Here is a 17148-nt window from a genome sequence, read left to right on the forward strand (position 1 = left end):
TTTCCGATGTACGTATTGTTCGAAGAGGACGGCAGTTTCAAGACCGCCACCGTCATGACCGACAACGACACTTCGTTGCAGGTCGAAGCGGTATCCGGCAAGCGCCTCAAGGTCAAAGCGGCCAACGTTCTGCTGCGCTTCCAGACGCCCGCGCCGGGCGAACTGCTGGGCCAAGCCGAGGCGCTGGCCGCCGACATCGATACGCCCTTTCTCTGGGAATGCGCGGGCGAAGGCGAATTTACCTTTGCCGAACTGGCCGACGAATACTTTGGTGATAACGGCAGCAAGGCCAGCGCCACCGAAGCCGCGGCATTATTGTTTGCCCTGCATGCCGCGCCGATCTATTTCCACCGCAAAGGCAAAGGACGCTTCCGCAAGGCGCCACCGGACATCCTGGCCGCCGCGCTTGCCGGTCTGGAAAAGAAACGCCAGCAGGCGCTGGCCATCGAACGCATGGCGGACGAGCTCACCGCCTTCACCTTGCCTCCCGAATTCCCGCCGCTGCTCGATATGCTGCTCTACCAGCCCGACCGCAACCGCAGCGAAACCAAGGCACTCGAAGCCGCCTGCGCCCGGACCGGACTGTCACCGACATGCTTGCTGGCGCGTTGCGGCGCAATTCCCTCGCCATACGCCTACCATCTGCGCCGTTTTCTTCGTGAATATTTCCCGCGCGGCGTCGGCTTCCCTGCGGCACAGCCCGAAATTGAGGCCGTCGATGCCTCACTTGCCGCCCTGGCGGAAACGCTGCCGCGCGCGGATGTGCGCGCCTTTTCCATCGACGATGCGGCGACCACCGAAATCGACGATGCGTTCTCGCTGACGCCCTTGGCGGAAGGCGGCTGGCGCGTCGGCATTCACATCGCCGCGCCGGGTCTGGGGTTCGCGCCCGATTCGCCGCTCGGCGCGCTGGCGCGCGAACGCCTCTCCACCGTCTATATGCCGGGCGACAAGATCACCATGCTGCCCAATGCGCTGGTTGAACGCTTTACGTTGCGCCAGGGGCACGACTGCCCGACGCTCTCGTTGTATCTCACCGTTGCACAGGATTTCTCGATTACGGCGCACGAATCGCGCATCGAGCGCGTACCTGTCGTCGCCAATCTGCGGCATCACGATCTGGAACCCCTGTTCAATGCGCAGATGCTCGCCACCGGGCTGGACGACTTTCCTTTCGCCAGCGAGCTGAGCATACTCTGGCAACTGGCGCAGGCTTGTCTGGCGCGGCGCGGAAAAACCGCCGCCGCACAGGGAGATCGCGATTATTCGTTCCACATCGAAGGCGACCTCGCCGATGCGCAGGCCTGCCGCGTCACAATCACCGAGCGGCCGCGCGGCAGCCCGCTCGACACGCTGGTTTCCGAACTGATGATCGTCGCTAACAGCCTATGGGGAAACCTGTTCGCAGACAATGGCATTGCCGCCATCTACCGCGCGCAAAGCGCCGGCAAAGTCCGCTTGACCACGGCGCCACAGGCGCACGAAGGACTTGGCGTCGCACAATACGCCTGGTCATCCTCGCCGCTGCGCCGCTACGTCGATCTGCTCAACCAGTGGCAGCTGATCGCCTGCCTGCGCGGCGATCCGCCGCCGTTCAAGCCCAAATCCGATCTCCTCTATGCCGCCTTGCGCGATTTCGAACTGACCTATGCCGCCTATGCCGATTTCCAGCGCACTATGGAACGCTACTGGTGCCTACGCTGGCTGCATCAGGAAGCGCGCACGACGATCGACGCCACCGTGCGCCGCGACGAACTCGTCAAACTCGACGGCCTGCCGCTGCTCCAGCGCATCGCTTCGCTACCGGCGCTTCCGCCCGGCAGCCGCGTTCGCCTCGACATCGACTCCAGTGACCTGCTAACGCTGGCGCTGACCTGCCGCTACCGCGAGACCCTGGAAACGCCATCCAACGGCGCGAGACAAGACGAACACGACACGGGTAGTACGATAGACGACCCACCGTCACCCGAACAAACGACATGGGAGCAGCAAAAACCTCCCGTACTCCTCATGGAAACCGCAGACGTCTGAAGTGAACGATATGAAAACCGCGCCTCAAGAACCCACGTTCACACCGCCCTGGCAGCAGCCAGGCGCCAACCCGTACCTATGGTTTGGCATTGGCGCATCATTTGTCCTGCACGCCCTGGCGCTGGCGGTCAACTTCACCTACCCGGAAGCTTCACGCGCCTTCCGCAACAATGCGCTGGAAATCATTCTGGTCAACAGCAAATCCGCACGGCGGCCGACCGACGCCCAGGCACTGGCGCAGACCAACCTTGATGGTGGCGGCGATACCGACCAGGACCGCCGCGCTAAAACGCCGCTCCCCGCCTCAAGCGAAGAAAAAACCGGCGACGACATGGAGCAGGCCCAGCAACGAGTCCAGGAACTGGAAGCGCGCCAGCAACGTTTGCTGACGCGCACACGCAGCAAGCCGATTGCGCCGCCGGCCAAGACGGAAAAAGAAGCGGAAGCGCCTTCGACGCCGGCCGCCGCGCCGATCAGCGGCCGCGACCTGGCTAACCGCGCGCTGGAAATGGCCAAACTGCAAGGCGAGATCGCCCGCAGCGTCGACGCCTACAACAAACGCCCACGCTTAAAAACCGTCGGCACGCGCGCCAGCTACTATCCGCAGGCCGCTTTCCTCGACGCCTGGAAGCGCAAGGTCGAACGCATCGGCACGCTGAACTACCCCTCGGCCGCCAAGGGCAAAGTCTATGGCTCGGTCACTGTCTGGGTCGTTCTCAAGCGGGAAGACGGCGCGCTCTACCAAGAGGTTGAAATCCGCAAATCTTCGGGCAGCCCCGTCCTGGACAAAGCCGCCCAGCGCATTGTCACCATGGGCGCCCCCTACGGCCCGATTCCGCAAGGCGCAGACGAGCGCTTCGATAACTTTGGCTTCGCCCGCACGCTGACCTTTACCCGCGGCAACCAGCTCGAGTCGCGGGAAGCCCAATAACGCGGAAGCTTGCCGCCAGGCGCCGGCTCCAGACTGCCATGACCGATCGATACTGTGTTTTCGGCAACCCCATCCGCCACAGCCAATCGCCGCGCATCCATACCGCCTTTGCCCAACAGACCGGGCAGGATCTCCGGTATGAGGCCATTCTCGCGCCGCTCGACGATTTCGCGGGCGCTGTACGGGCATTCATCGCCGCCGGCGGCAAGGGCGCCAACGTCACCGTACCGTTCAAGCAGGCGGCCTGGCGGCTTGCCACGCGCCTGACGCCGCGCGCGGCGCTGGCCGGCGCAGTCAATACGCTGAGCTTTTGCAACGGCGAAATTCTCGGCGACAACACGGACGGCGCCGGTCTCGTGCGCGATCTCATCGACCACCTCGGCGTCTTCCTCGCCGGCTCGCGCATCCTGATGCTCGGTGCTGGCGGCGCGGCGCGCGGCGTCTGCGGCCCGCTGCTTGAGCAGCGCCCGCGCGCCCTGACCATCGCCAATCGCACCGTCGCCAACGCCAAGGCGCTGGCCGAACGTTTTGCCGCGCAGGGCGCCATCACCGGCTGCGGCTACGACGAACTGGACGGGCACTCGTTCGACCTGGTCATCGACGCGACGTCGGCGAGTCTGAACGCCCTCATGCCGCCGTTGCCCATCGGGCTGTTCGCCGCCGGCAGTCTGGCTTACGCGATGATGTACGGGCTGGCGCAAACGCCGTTTCGCGCCTTTGCCGAACAGCAGGGCGCGGCGCGCTATGCCGACGGCCTGGGCATGCTGGTCAGTCAGGCGGCGGAATCTTTCTTTGTCTGGCGCGGCGTGCGCCCGGACTGCCGTCCCGTCATGACACAGCTGCTGGCGGCGCAATGAGCCGCGGCACGACACGCCTGCTTACCCTTGTCCGCTGGTTCAAACGCGCGCTGCTCGCCGTGTTGACGCTCGTGCTGCTCTACGAAGGCTGGCTGTTCGGCTGGGTGCTCTGGTGGCGCACGATCAACCCTGACATGACGCGCTTCATGGAACTCCGACTCGACGCGCTGCGCGCCAACGATCCCAAGGCGACATTGCAGCAAGGCTGGGTTGATTACGAACGTATTTCGCCGCACCTCAAACGCGCGCTGATCGCCGCCGAGGACAGCCGCTTCATGCAGCACGACGGCTTCGACTGGGACGGCATCGAAAAGGCGCTGGCGCGCAACCGGCGGCGGGGGAAAATCGTCGCCGGCGGCTCGACGATCAGCCAGCAGTTGGCCAAGAATCTGCTGCTGACGCCGGATAAGACGCTGTGGCGGAAGGCCCAGGAAGCCGTCATCACGCTGATGATCGAGACGACGTGGAGCAAGCGCCGCATCCTGGAGGTTTATCTCAACGTTATCGAATGGGGCAACGGCATCTTCGGCGCGGAAGCGGCCGCCTGGCACTACTTTGGCGTTTCCGCCACGCAACTTTCGGCGGAACAGGCGGCGCGGCTGGCCGCCATGGTGCCGCGACCACGCTATTTCAACACACACCGCACATCGCCGATGCTGGCCGCACGCAGCGAATCCATCCGCCGGCATATGTCCGCCGCGCCGATTCCTTAGGCGCGGCGGCCGCGCGGAAGCCCGCGATTTACGGGCGTTTCAGGCCACCGCCGGTCAACAGGGCCCAGCGTATGCGCCCTACATACATGCTAAAATCGCCGCCGATCCAACTACCGTGGAACCTGAAATAACGCTGCGGGCAGCCCACCGCACAGGGGCGGGCGCAGAAACGCCGCTTCATGGATTCCACTTCGCCTTTGGCGACTTGGCGATAGAGGAGGCTCCGATGAGCGAAGAAAAACTGTCGATCAATGATCTGGAGGCCATTTCGGAACTGCTGGCCCAGCAAAAGCTCGCCGAAAACTCTGAACCGCGACAGGATCCGTATTCGCCGGAACCCTCCGAAACCCCGGAATACGGACAATACGCCGAACGCCTGCATGCCTTGCTCGAACGGATGTCACTGGCCGATATCGCTGCCGCCATTGAGGCTCTGGCGCCCGAAGACCGGCTGCTGGTATGGAACGAAGTGCGCGCCGAACGCGGCGAGGCCATTCTCGAAATTCTCTCCGACGACATCCGCGAAGACCTGATCTGCGAGAGCCACCTGCGCAATGAAAAGACCTCCGTCACGGCATTCGAGCTGCGTAACGGCCGCCTCAACCAGATCAACGTCAACACGCCGTATGACTTGAAGTCGCTCAAGCCGATCTGGGTCGATCTGGTCGCGCCAACGCCGGAAATCCGCGCCTGGGTCGGTCGCTTCTTCGGTGTGGTTCTGCCCAATCCGAGCAATCTGACCGACCTGGAAGCCAGCGCGCGTTTCTACGTCATGGACAGCGGCGAAATCCACCTGCACTCGGATTTCCTGCTCGACACCAAAGAAGAATCGCGCAACGTCGCCGTTGCGCTGATTCTGCATCAGGATGTGCTCTTCACCGTTCGCCCCGAAGAACTGCCGGTCTTCCGCCTGCAACGGCTGCGCGCGCGCACCCAGCCCGGCTACGTCACCGACGGCAAGGATGTGCTGCTCGATCTCTATGCGGCCGATGTCGAATATTCCGCCGATGCACTCGAAGACATTTACGCCTCGCTCGGTGAGGCCGGCCAGCACGTGCTGGGCAACGAACTGAGCGATGCCGACGCCGCCAAGATTCTCGCCGATATCGCCGGAGAAGAAGATCTCAATGGCCGCATTCGGCGCAATGTGCACGATACTCGGCGCGCCGTTTCCTTTCTGATGCGCGGCAAAATCCTGAACGCCGACCAGGTCGAGGACGCCCGCCAGATTTTGCGTGACATCGAATCAGTGGACGGCCATACCTCATTCCTGTTCGGAAAAATCAACTTTCTGATGGATGCGCTGGTCGGTTTTATCAACATCAACCAGAACAAGGTCATCAAAATCTTTTCCGTCGCCTCGGTCGCCATGCTGCCGCCGACGCTGATCGCCAGCATCTACGGCATGAACTTCAAGGGTTGGTTTCCCGAACTGGAATGGGAGTACGGCTATCCCTTCGCCCTGTTGCTGATGATCTGCTCCATCGCCATTCCCTTCTGGTTTTTTAACCGGAAAGGCTGGCTGCGTTAAGCCTGTCCGTGCCGGCTCAGGCAGAGCACCCCGCGCTGGATAACCTGCCGAACGCCGCGTCGGCCGCCGCCAGCGTGGCGGCAATATCGGCATCTGTATGCGCCGCCGAAACGAAGCCCGCCTCATAGGCAGACGGCGCAAAATAATAGCCTGCCGCCAGCATGGCGTGGAAGAAACGGCTGAAGGCCGCAGTATCGCATTCGAGCACGTCGGCGTAATTTTGCGGGCACTCGGCGCGGAAATAGAGGCCGAACATGCCGCCGACCGACTGTGCCGAAAATACCTGACCGTGCTTCCGGGCAAGCTGGCTTAGCCCCGAACATAAATCCGCCGTTTTCCGGCTCAGATCGGCATAAAAACCGGGCGCCTGGATCAGGCGCAGCGTCACCAAACCTGCCGCCACGGCCAAGGGATTGCCGGACAAGGTGCCCGCCTGATAAACCGGCCCCAGCGGCGCGATTTTTTCCATAATGTCACGTCGGCCGCCAAATGCGCCCAACGGCATACCGCCACCGATGACCTTGGCGAGGGTGGTCATGTCCGGCGTTACGCCATAGCGGCCTTGCGCACATTCCAGCCCGACACGGAACCCGGTCATCACCTCGTCGAAAATCAGCACGGCGCCATACTGCGTACAACACGCGCGCAGCGTCGTCAGAAATGCAGGATCGGGGGCGATGAGATTCATATTGCCCGCAACCGGCTCGACAATCACGGCGGCAATCTTGTTGCCATGCGCGGCAAAAGCCTGCTCGACCTGGGCCGCGTCGTTGTAATCAAGCACCATCGTATGCTTGGCGACATCGGCCGGCACGCCGCCGGAACTGGGATTGCCGAAGGTCAACAGCCCCGAGCCGGCCTTGACCAGCAGGCTGTCGGAATGGCCGTGGTAACAGCCTTCAAACTTGACCAGGAGGTCGCGCCCCGTATAGCCGCGCGCCAGCCGGATGGCGCTCATCGTCGCCTCGGTACCGGAGCTGACGAGGCGCACCATGTCCATCGATGGGACGAGGCGGCACAGCAGGTCAGCCAGTTCGACCTCACCTTCGGTCGGCGCGCCGAACGACAAACCATCGGCGGCAGCGGCCTGTACGGCGGCAACGACTTCCGGATGGGCATGGCCGAGAATCAGCGGCCCCCACGAGCCGACGTAATCGAGATATTCGTCACCATTGACATCCGTGGCGCGCGCGCCGTTTCCGCTGACGAAAAAACGCGGCGCCCCGCCCACCGAGCGAAAAGCGCGCACGGGTGAATTGACACCGCCGGGAATATGTCGGCGGGCGCGCTCAAACAAGGTTGTATTACGGTCGGACATGGCGGCGCTCCATCAAAAAATCCAGAAATCCATTGCAACGATTCTACCCGAAACGGGCGGATGCTCGGCCGGAAGCGGCCCGCTGCGCCCAAGAGATGCCGAATAACGTCAATCCGCTCATCGCCTGCAATCAACCGATAGGCATACACTGTTTTATCTACCCGCGTTGTGTTGTATAGTGTCATAAACCAGTATCCGCACATAAAACAATGCTGCGCGTCCGTATTGGGCAGCGCGAGGAAATCTTGGAGCACAAAATTGGCAGAAGCCTTGAACCCAGGTGACGTCAAAGTCATGATTGTTGACGATAGCAATACGATTCGTCGCAGCGCTGAAATTTTTCTAGTGCAGTCGGGTTATCAGGTCGTACTTGCAGAAGATGGTTTCGACGCACTGGCAAAAATTGCCGATCACCGCCCCCATGTCATTTTCTGCGACATCATGATGCCGCGCCTCGATGGCTATCAGACGTGTGCGCTGATCAAGAAAAACCCGCGTTTCAGAAATACGCCCGTCATCATGTTGTCTTCCAAGGACGGCCTGTTTGACCGGGCACGCGGGCGCATGGTCGGCTCCGACCAATATCTGACCAAACCCTTCACGAAAGATAGTCTTCTGCAATCGGTCGCCGCATTTACTGCCCAGGCCACCTAAGCTTATCGAACGCATTCAATTTAATCATCCGCCCAAGCGCATTGAAAAAAAGATCCGTACAGTCCCGTATTTCTTGACCCATCTCACCGGCACAAGTACACAAGCACGTTTCTGGAGTCACGTATGCCCGTAAAAAAAATTTTGATCATCGACGACTCGCCCACTGAGCGCTACATCCTTACGGAAATTCTCAATCGCAGCGGTTATCAGGTCATCACGGCAGAAAACGGTGAAGAAGGCGTCGCCCGGGCATACAGCGAACTTCCCGACCTGATTCTGATGGACGTCGTCATGCCTGGCCTTAATGGTTATCAAGCCACGCGTACGCTGAGCAGAAACGAACAGACGAAGCACATTCCTATCATCATTTGTTCTTCGAAAAACCAGGAAACCGACAAAATTTGGGGGCTGCGCCAAGGCGCACTGATCTATCTGACCAAACCGGTCGACGGCACCGAACTGCTCAGCAAGATCGCCGCCCTCTGAACCGTCCAACGCTTTTTATCGATTTTTGCACATGCCCAACCGCGGAACCCTCAGCGAATTTCAGTCTTATCTGGCCAACCGGCTGGCCGCCTCCAGCGAGCGCGGGGTGGCCAGTTTGCTTGGCGTTCTCTCCGGCTCGGAATACTGGCTGCTCGATCTTTCCGATTCCGGCGAAGTGGTGGCGCTCCCTGAACTGACCGGCGTGCCGCTGACGCAACCCTGGTTTTTGGGTCTGGCCAACATTCGCGGTAACCTGTATTCGGTTATCGATTTCTCGGTTTTTCAGGGGCAGGAAGCAACACCGCATAACGCCAGTGCGCGTCTGCTGCTGATCGGCACAAATCACGGCAGCAACGCCGCGCTGCTTGTCAACCGCATCGTCGGCCTGCGCAATATTGACGACCTGTCTCCCGCCCCGCAGCAAGACTACGGCACCCCGCCAGACTGGGCGCAGCAGGCCTACACCGACCGCGAAGGGCGTTACTGGAAGCAGCTCAAGGTAGAAGCCCTGCTGGCCGACGAACGCTTTATGGATATCGGCATCCCATCATGAATGCCTCGACTGAATTTGATACCGGCCCGCTGAGCTGGGTCAAGAATGAAATCGACCTGTCTCTGGAACGCGCCGCCAACGCTCTGAATGCCTATGCGGAAAGCGCTGCCGCCGGCAACGCCGATCTCTCGCATATCCAGTACTGCCGCACCCACCTGCATCAGGTGCAAGGCGCGCTCGTCATCGTCGGTCTGGACGGCGTCAGACAACTGACGGAAGCGATGGAAGCCCTGCTAGAGGCCATGGAAACCGGCACGGTGGCCGCCAATGGCGCAAACATTGCCTTGATCTACCAAGGGCTGCAAGGCATCGGCAGTTACCTTGACACCCTTCTTGCCGGACAAAACAACCAGCCACTGCGCCTGTTCCCGCTCTACGCAGCCACCCAGAAAGCACGCGGTATCGAACATCCCTCGCCGGCCGATCTTTTCTTCCCCGATCTTAGTGTTCGGCCACCACATCGGGCATCCACTGCGGCGAAAATGCCGGAAACCGCTTTCCAGGAACACCTGCGGCAGGAACGCGGCCGTTTTCAGCGCGGCCTGCTTGCCTGGCTACGCGCCCCGCAGCAACGGGACGGCATCGCCGATATGCTGGATGCCGTCAAAAATATCGACGCCGTGCAGGAAAGCGCCTCCGCACGCGCCTTCTGGTGGGTCGCCACGGCGTTGCTGACGGCGCTCTCCGAAGGCGCGCTGCCTCAGCAAATCGATGCAAAACAAGTTTGCGCACGCATCGACCTGCAAATCCGGCGCATGATCGAAGGCTCGAAAAACGTTGCCGAACGCCTGATGCGCGACCTGCTTTATCTCGTCGCCATCTGCCAGAGCACACATCCGGCCATCGAGCAGATCCGGCGTGCCTATCGGTTGCGCGAAGCCCTGCAAATTGAAAAAGCGCCTGTCACCTCAGCGGCGCAAGAATCGATTCTTCGCCATCTGCACGAAACCATTGCCGCTGCGGAAGATGCATGGAACAAATTCTGCGCCGGTGCACCGCAGGCACTGCCGCCCTTCCGGGAATACGCGCTGACCATTGCCAACCTGGTCAATCAGCTCGGACGCGCCGATTACCAGCGACTTGCGCAAGCGCTCGCCATCACCGCCAACAACTTACGCGAAGACGCTTCGCGTCATTCCGACGCGCTGGCCATGGAAGTCGCCACCGGCCTGCTGCTGGCGCAGAATGCGCAGGAAAATTTCACACACCTGGGCAACGACTTCGCCCACCAGGTCGACATCACCGTTGCGCGCATTCACGGTTGCCTTGCCGGCGCGCCGCCTAAAGCGGACGCAGAAATCCCGCTGCTTGACGAAATGTCACGCAAGGCTCAGGAACGCCTGCTGATCGCCCAGGTCGCGCGCGAAATTCAGGGCAATCTCGGCCAGATCGAACAGGCGCTTGACACCTTCTTCCGCAACGCGGAAGTACGCGACGGTCTACCTCCGCTGGACGCCATTTTTCACCAGACAGAGAACGCACTCACGCTCTTGGGCCACGACGGCGCCGTTAACGTACTGCGCGCCTGCCGCCAGGAAGCCGAACGTTTTGCACAGCCCGACTACGAGCCGCAGGACAGCGACTTCCAGCGTATCGCCAACGAACTGTCGCTACTTGGTTTCTACGTCGACGCCATTCCCAGCGGTGCGAACGATTTTGCCGCCTTCGTCGAGCAGATGCAGAAAAAACCCGGCGAAGCGGCACACGATGACGTTTATGAAGAACATGACGAGGTGCTTGATCTGGACAGCCTCACGGTCGAACAGGAAGTCGCCCAACAAAAACGCGAAGCACAAAACCTGCTCGGCGCGTTGCTCGAACAGCCCGACGACGCCGGATTACGCGAGGAGCTGCGCCATAACCTCACCGCACTCAAGGATGACGCCGAACTCGTCGCCGATGCGGCGCTTAGCCGTCAGGCTGATGCAGCGCTGACCGCGCTCGACGAAGGCCAGGCGGCCGCGCCGCAAATCCAGGAAGCGATCGCTTCGCTGCAAACGCCGGGCGAGAAAACACCGCAGCCCTCGGAAGCCACCTTGCAGCTTTCCCAGGCCAGCGCCGAGGAAATCGACGCTGAACTGCTGGAAATCTTCATCGAAGAAGCCCACGAAGTCCTCGCCACCGTCGGAGAAAATACACAGCGCGTTCGCCAGCATCCACATGACACCGAGGCGCTCACGACGGTGCGCCGCGCCTTCCACACACTCAAAGGCAGCGGTCGCATGGTCGGCCTCAAGGATCTCGGCGAAACCGCTTGGGCGATCGAACAAACGCTCAACCTCTGGTTACGCCAGGAACAGGAAGTAACTCCCGCCCTGATAGCGCTGCTCGAACAGGCCAAAGGCTGCTTCGACGAATGGGTCGAACATCTCGCCAGCCATTCAGGAGCCGTCCCCGAAACCGCATCACTCATCGAACTGGCCGAAAGGCTGCGCCGTCCGGAAGGTGCGGCTGCCGCCCCAGGCACCGCAACTGCGGCAAAAGCGGACGAAGCCCCCGCAAAGCTGAGCACCACAGCCATCACCAGCTTTATCGACCAGCACCGCGCCGAGGCCGAAGCCGCCGATCAGGCTGCGACCCTCACTGCCACGGACGTTACCGAAGCCTCCGTAGAGGCCGTAGAGACGCCGCCCGCAGCGCCTGAAGATTCCACAGCGACCACCGACGGGTCCGTCGAAGATTCGGCTGCGACCCTCACTATCGCGGACGTTACCGAAGTTCCCGTAGAAACACCGCCCACAATCCTCGAAGATTCGACGTCGCCCACCGATGGGGCTGCCGAAGATTGGGCCGCGATCCCCACTGCTGCGGACATTACCGAAGCCACTGTAGAGACGCCGTCCGCAGCCCTCGAAGATTCCACAAAACCCACCGATGTTTTGGCCGAAGCCGACGACGTCCTCCCCTCACTCACCTTTGCCCCGGCGGAAACCTCCATTGCGCAGGCAGCGACGGATGCCGCCCAACCGCCTGAACCGGAGGCACAGCAGGAACTCGTCGGTGAAAGCAGTGACTCGGACGCTTTTGAAGAAACCATTGAAATTTCGACGCCAGACGACGAAGCGGAAGATGATGCCGATTTCGAACTCGCCTTTGCCGACGATGACGCCATTACCGTCGAGGAAGCCCCGGATACGCTGGCAACGCCAGCGCGTTCCGCTGAACAGGAAAACCTCGACATTACCGAAGCGCCGGCGGCGCCCGTCCTGACGCCCCCCGAGATCCGCCCGACCCCGACGCCCAAGGCGGACGTGGCCCCCACCCCGCAGCCACATATTGCTCCGGTCTCATACGACGACAACATTGCCCGCGCGCTCGCCCGGGTGCATTCGTCCCGCGCCGCAAAACCGCCCGAAACGCGCGCAGTTCCGGAAAATCTGCCGGACATCACTTTACCGGGCAAACAACCCGCCGCGCCGGAATCCGCCCTTCCCGCAGCAAGAACACAACCCGCCGCCGAGTTCCAGGCGACGCCGAAAGTCCAGCCGATTTCCTACGCTGACATTCTGGCGCTTGCCACCGGCAAGGCCGTGCCGACCCCTACCGCCGCAGAAGATGCGGCGCCTACAGCGCCGCAAACGTCCAAAACAGCGGCCCCAACGCCTGCCGTTCCGCCGGACAAACACGCTGCCGCGACATCAATCCAGGCGACGCCGACGCCCGCTGCAGCGCAGCCCAAGACGACCCGGCCGGATATTCCCGCCGCCCTGTTAAGCATTTTCCGCGAGGAATCGAGTACGCACCTCGCTACCCTTTACCGTGAACTGCCGAACATCGAGCGCGCAGACGCGACGCCGACACCGCACGAAATGTACCGCGCAGCGCACACCCTGGCCGGTATCGCCGCCACCGTCGGCATCGACGCGCTCAACCAGCTGAGCCATGCACTTGAAAAAACGCTCCTGCGCCGCGACGATTCGCCGCTGCGCAATAGTCCGGACGCACCCGGCTTCATCCGTCAGGCGGTTCAGGTTATCGATGCCATGCTCGATGCCCTGTTCAATCAGCGTGATTTCCGGCCTGCCGAGGCGCTGATCGCCGCGCTGAACGCACTTTATCCGACCGATTCCGGTGCGCCGGCAGCGCTGGCTCCCGATACGGACGAAGCGGAAATCACCGTCGAAGAAATCCCGACGACACTTGACGACGATGTGGAAGACCTTGCGGTCGAAGCCGTAGATATCGTGGCGCCAGAGATTGAAGACATTCCCAGTGTCTCGGAAAAAACGCCGGAACCGGCGACGCCGAAGGCCTTCGCAGCCCACTCTGCATTTGCGCCATCCACCGTTTCGCCGGCTGCCGTATCGCCCGCCACGTTTACAGCGCCATTGACGCCACCATCGGCAGCAACGGCCAAAGCGTCCGACATCACGCCATCCGCGTTCACCGTGCCCGAAGCGCCGACTGAAGCGCCCATCCTGCCCGCAGCAATTGCCGCGCTGCCTCGCCGCCAGGATGAGATCGACATGCAATTGCTGCCGATCTTCCTCGAAGAAGCGCAGGATCTGACGCAACGCATCTCCGAACAGCTGCGCATCTGGTACGACGCGCCAGAAGATGGCCAGCCCGCGCAACTGCTGGCGCGCCTGCTCCATACGCTGAAAGGCAGCGCCCGCATGGCCGGCGCCATGAATCTCGGCGAAATCACGCATGCCATCGAATCCCGCGTACAAGAGGCCAGCCGTACCCTGCCCGCCGCGCGGAGCGTCATTGGCGAAATCGAAAGCGTCTTCGACGATGTGCGGCAAATCATTGATCGCCTGCAGCACGGCGAAACCCTGGAGTCGCCTGCACCCGAGGCGGAAAGCGCCACCGCGCCTGCACGCTCCCCAGCCGTGTCTACCCCCATCCATCAGGCGTCGACAGCCCCCGTATTACCGACGCTGCAACCTGCTGCATCAACACAGGCGCCCCGCCCCGAACCGCATTCTGCCGCCGCCGAGCCCGAGAGCCGGCAAGCGGTTCTACGCGTGCGCGCCAATCTGCTCGACCGCCTGGTCAACGAAGCCGGCGAGCTGTCGATTACGCGCACGCGCATCGAAGGCGAAATGCGCAGTCTGAAAGGTTCGCTGCTCGACCTGACGGAAAGCGTTATCCGTTTGCGCCGCCAGCTGCGCGACATCGAAATTCAGGCTGAAACGCAGATGCAGTCACGCCATGTGCTGGCCGAATCTCAGCATACCGAATTCGACCCGCTCGAATTCGACCGTTTCACCCAATTCCAGGAAATCACGCGGATGATGGCCGAGTCGGTCAACGACGTCACCACCGTCCAGCAGAACTTGCTGCGCAACCTCGACAACGCCAATGCCGCGCTGCTCGCCCAGTCGCGCATCAACCACATGCTCCATCAGGAACTGCTGTCAGTACGCATGGTGCAGGCCGGCAGTCTATCCGACCGTCTGTACCGGATCGTCCGGCAGACTTCCAAAGAACTGGGCAAGCGTGTCAGTCTCGAAATTACCGGCGGCCAGGTCGAGATCGATCGCAGCGTGCTGGAGAAAATCGCCGCGCCTCTCGAACACATGCTGCGCAACTCGATTGCTCACGGCATCGAAAAACGGGACGTCCGGCAAGCCGCTGGCAAGGCGGAAACCGGCGAAATCTCGCTAACTTTCCGGCAGGAAGGCAATGAAGTCATCGTCAGCCTGTCCGATGACGGCGCTGGCCTGAACCTTGAACGCATCCGTGCGCGCGCCATCGAATCCGGCCTCATTCGCCAGGACGAAACGCCTGACGATGCCCAGCTGGCGCAACTGATCCTGCTGCCTGGCTTCTCCACCGCACGCCAGGTCTCGCAGATTTCCGGCCGTGGCGTTGGCATGGATGTGGTCAAGAGTGAGATTACGAGTCTGGGCGGCCGCATCGAAATCGCCAGCGAAAGCGGCAAGGGTACACAATTTACGCTCTACATCCCACTCACCCTCGCCGTCACCAAAGCCTTGCTGGTACGGGTAGGCAACCGCAGCTACGCCATCCCCTCGGCGATGATCGAACAGGCGCTCGACATCAAAGATACCGTGCTCGATCAAATGCACCGGGACGGTCAGGTGAAATGGCAGGGAGAATCCTACCCACTCACTTTCCTGCCGTATCTGCTCGGCGACACCCGGGCACTGCCCGAAGCGCGCCGCCAGTACTGGGTGCTGCTGCTGCACAGCGGGGCACGGCGCATTGCCGTCCAGGTCGACGAGCTGGAAGGAAATCACGAAATCGTCGTCAAGAACATCGGCGCGCAACTGGCGCGTGTCGTCGGGATTAACGGCGCCACGGTACTGGGCGATGGCAAGATCGTGCTCATCATCAATCCAGTCGCGCTGAGCGCCCGCGCGCCCATCGTCCGATACACACCCATTGCCGCACCGGCAAGTCCCACCGCAACGCAGCCAGCGCGCGTCCCGACGGTTATGGTCGTCGACGACTCGCTGACTGTACGCAAGATTACCGGCCGCCTGCTGGCCCGCGAAGGCTATCACGTACTGACGGCCAAAGACGGCATTGATGCGCTCGAGCAGCTCGTCGAAGCCTCCCCCGACGTCATGCTCGTCGATATCGAAATGCCGCGTATGGACGGTTTTGAACTGACGCGCCATGTCCGCGCCGATGGGCGGTTACGCGCCATTCCGATCATCATGATTACCTCTCGCACGGCGCAAAAACACCGCAACTACGCTTTCGAGATCGGCGTCAACAACTTCCTGGGCAAACCGTACCAGGAAGAAGAATTGCTTGCGCTCATCGCTCAGCACGTGCAGCAGGTACGGTGCCGCACCACAGGTGGTCATCATTAGAACGCCCGGTAGGCACATCCCGCTCCATTTTTATTCCGTTCCTTCCGATCCAATCCCAGCCAATCCGGCAGTGGCGCGATAGCCAGCCACCGCCGGATTGGCCTCGTTTTTAGGCCGGCTTTGCTTATCGGCATGCGTCTGCCATGGGTTCGCCACATCGGGATTCCGCTATAAAATAGCGGCCATGCAAAACATCCATTCTCTGGTCAACCATTTTCTGATCGCCATGCCGGCCATGGACGATCCCTGCTTCGGCAAAACACTGATCTATATCGCCGAGCACAATAGCAATGGGGCGCTGGGGCTGATCGTCAACCGGCCGACCGATCTCGACCTGGCAACGCTGCTCGACCGCGCCTCGATCGCCGTCACGCCGGCACGCATGGCGGCATTGTCGGGCTGGCCGACGCTGTTCGGCGGGCCGGTACAGCCCGACCGCGGCTTCGTTCTGCATCGTCCGCTCGGCCAGTGGCAATCGACGCTGGCCGTCACCGATGAAATCGGACTGACCAGCTCACGCGACATTCTGTCAAGCATCGTGCAAGAAAAGAATCCCCCGCAGAATTTTCTGGTTGCGCTCGGCTATGCCGGTTGGGGCGCCGGCCAGCTCGAACACGAACTGGCGCGTAATTCCTGGCTGACGGCGCCGGCCAATACGCACACCCTGTTCGAGCTGCCCTATGAAGAAAAACTCGCCTCAGCCATGGACAGCCTGGGGGTCGATCCCACCCGCCTTTCCCATATTGCCGGACATGCCTGAGACAGATGCATTTTCGGACACACTTCCGGACGGTACGCTGCTCGCCTTCGATTTTGGCGAAAAACGCATCGGCGTCGCCGTCGGCGAATCGGCGCTGGCACAAGCGCATCCGCTGACGACCATTCGCAGCGCAGCCAAGGTCGAACGCTTTGCCGCCATTGCCGCACTCATTGCCGAGTGGCGGCCAGCGGGGTTGGTCGTCGGCCTACCGCTGACACTCGACGGCGAAGCGCACGCGATGACTGCACGCTGCCGGCGCTTCGCAAACCAGCTACGCGGGCGTTTCGGCCTGCCGGTCGCCTACGCCGAAGAGCGCTTTTCCTCCATTGAGGCCGAAGAGCGCCTGTACGCCAGCGGCCATGATGCACGCAGCGCCCGCGCGCATATCGACGCCATCGCCGCGCAGATCATTCTGCAAAACCATTTTGCCCGACAGCTTCCACCACCCGGTAGCGCAACGATCAAGGACACCGTTCTTCCTTAAGCGCTCGCCTTCCCTTTCCCGAATTTCCGCACTCCGAAA

At 61.7% G+C, this 17148-nt stretch carries 12 protein-coding genes; 11 read left to right on the forward strand and 1 reads right to left on the reverse strand.

Annotated elements, in window-relative coordinates; genetic code table 11:
- Positions 1-6: 6 nt before the first annotated feature.
- From ABCS64_RS12220 to corA, 5 genes are all read left to right on the forward strand, one after another.
- Positions 7-2031, forward strand: coding sequence for a ribonuclease catalytic domain-containing protein (locus ABCS64_RS12220; protein WP_418892167.1), 2025 nt, complete (start codon positions 7-9; stop codon positions 2029-2031).
- Positions 2032-2041: 10 nt separating this feature from the next.
- Complete coding sequence (locus ABCS64_RS12225) at positions 2042-2962, forward strand: energy transducer TonB (protein ID WP_418892168.1); 921 nt, start codon at positions 2042-2044, stop codon at positions 2960-2962.
- 38 nt (positions 2963-3000) lie between these two features.
- A complete protein-coding gene (gene aroE, locus ABCS64_RS12230; protein WP_418892169.1) occupies positions 3001-3819 on the forward strand; it encodes a shikimate dehydrogenase in 819 nt (272 codons plus the stop codon).
- Positions 3816-4532 carry a monofunctional biosynthetic peptidoglycan transglycosylase gene (gene mtgA / locus ABCS64_RS12235; RefSeq protein ID WP_418892170.1) on the forward strand — a complete coding sequence of 239 codons (717 nt, stop codon included), beginning with the start codon at positions 3816-3818 and terminating at the stop codon, positions 4530-4532. The genes aroE and mtgA overlap by 4 nt, the downstream gene beginning before the upstream one ends.
- A gap of 226 nt (positions 4533-4758) precedes the next feature.
- On the forward strand, positions 4759-6063 hold the full coding sequence (corA, locus tag ABCS64_RS12240; protein ID WP_418892171.1) for a magnesium/cobalt transporter CorA: 1305 nt from the start codon (positions 4759-4761) through the stop codon (positions 6061-6063).
- Between the two features lie 16 nt (positions 6064-6079).
- Here corA and hemL read toward each other — a convergent pair whose 3' ends face one another.
- Positions 6080-7381, reverse strand: coding sequence for a glutamate-1-semialdehyde 2,1-aminomutase (hemL, locus tag ABCS64_RS12245; RefSeq protein WP_418892172.1), 1302 nt, complete (start codon positions 7379-7381; stop codon positions 6080-6082).
- Between the two features lie 294 nt (positions 7382-7675).
- Here hemL and ABCS64_RS12250 point away from each other — a divergent pair, with 294 nt between their 5' ends.
- The 6 genes from ABCS64_RS12250 (at position 7676) to ruvX (ending at position 17109) form a co-directional block, all read left to right on the forward strand.
- The gene (locus ABCS64_RS12250) at positions 7676-8035 is read left to right on the forward strand and encodes a response regulator (RefSeq protein ID WP_418892222.1); all 360 of its coding nucleotides are present in this window, start codon (positions 7676-7678) and stop codon (positions 8033-8035) included.
- Between the two features lie 123 nt (positions 8036-8158).
- Positions 8159-8521 (forward strand): response regulator, encoded by a 363-nt coding sequence (locus tag ABCS64_RS12255; protein WP_418892173.1) that lies wholly within the window; start codon positions 8159-8161, stop codon positions 8519-8521.
- 31 nt (positions 8522-8552) lie between these two features.
- Positions 8553-9074, forward strand: coding sequence for a chemotaxis protein CheW (locus ABCS64_RS12260; RefSeq protein ID WP_418892174.1), 522 nt, complete (start codon positions 8553-8555; stop codon positions 9072-9074).
- Positions 9071-15865, forward strand: a complete 6795-nt coding sequence (locus ABCS64_RS12265) for a hybrid sensor histidine kinase/response regulator (RefSeq protein ID WP_418892175.1) — start codon at positions 9071-9073, stop codon at positions 15863-15865. Before ABCS64_RS12260 ends, ABCS64_RS12265 begins: the two co-directional genes overlap by 4 nt.
- A 184-nt stretch (positions 15866-16049) precedes the next feature.
- Positions 16050-16625 carry a YqgE/AlgH family protein gene (locus ABCS64_RS12270; RefSeq protein ID WP_418892176.1) on the forward strand — a complete coding sequence of 192 codons (576 nt, stop codon included), beginning with the start codon at positions 16050-16052 and terminating at the stop codon, positions 16623-16625.
- Positions 16618-17109, forward strand: a complete 492-nt coding sequence (gene ruvX / locus ABCS64_RS12275; protein ID WP_418892177.1) for a Holliday junction resolvase RuvX — start codon at positions 16618-16620, stop codon at positions 17107-17109. The genes ABCS64_RS12270 and ruvX overlap by 8 nt, the downstream gene beginning before the upstream one ends.
- Positions 17110-17148: the final 39 nt, after the last annotated feature.

The sequence above is a fragment of the Dentiradicibacter hellwigii genome (assembly GCF_041770905.1).
Classification (GTDB): domain Bacteria; phylum Pseudomonadota; class Gammaproteobacteria; order Burkholderiales; family Rhodocyclaceae; genus Propionivibrio; species Propionivibrio hellwigii.

Coding starts and splice junctions, on each gene's coding strand:
- aroE (WP_418892169.1), top strand. CDS start 3,001: ATGACCGATCGATACTGTGTTTTCGGCAACCCCATCCGCCACAGCCAA.
- ABCS64_RS12265 (WP_418892175.1), top strand. CDS start 9,071: ATGAATGCCTCGACTGAATTTGATACCGGCCCGCTGAGCTGGGTCAAG.
- ABCS64_RS12270 (WP_418892176.1), top strand. CDS start 16,050: ATGCAAAACATCCATTCTCTGGTCAACCATTTTCTGATCGCCATGCCG.
- ABCS64_RS12255 (WP_418892173.1), top strand. CDS start 8,159: ATGCCCGTAAAAAAAATTTTGATCATCGACGACTCGCCCACTGAGCGC.
- mtgA (WP_418892170.1), top strand. CDS start 3,816: ATGAGCCGCGGCACGACACGCCTGCTTACCCTTGTCCGCTGGTTCAAA.
- ABCS64_RS12220 (WP_418892167.1), top strand. CDS start 7: ATGTACGTATTGTTCGAAGAGGACGGCAGTTTCAAGACCGCCACCGTC.
- ruvX (WP_418892177.1), top strand. CDS start 16,618: ATGCCTGAGACAGATGCATTTTCGGACACACTTCCGGACGGTACGCTG.
- corA (WP_418892171.1), top strand. CDS start 4,759: ATGAGCGAAGAAAAACTGTCGATCAATGATCTGGAGGCCATTTCGGAA.
- ABCS64_RS12225 (WP_418892168.1), top strand. CDS start 2,042: ATGAAAACCGCGCCTCAAGAACCCACGTTCACACCGCCCTGGCAGCAG.
- hemL (WP_418892172.1), bottom strand. CDS start 7,381: ATGTCCGACCGTAATACAACCTTGTTTGAGCGCGCCCGCCGACATATT.
- ABCS64_RS12250 (WP_418892222.1), top strand. CDS start 7,676: ATGATTGTTGACGATAGCAATACGATTCGTCGCAGCGCTGAAATTTTT.
- ABCS64_RS12260 (WP_418892174.1), top strand. CDS start 8,553: ATGCCCAACCGCGGAACCCTCAGCGAATTTCAGTCTTATCTGGCCAAC.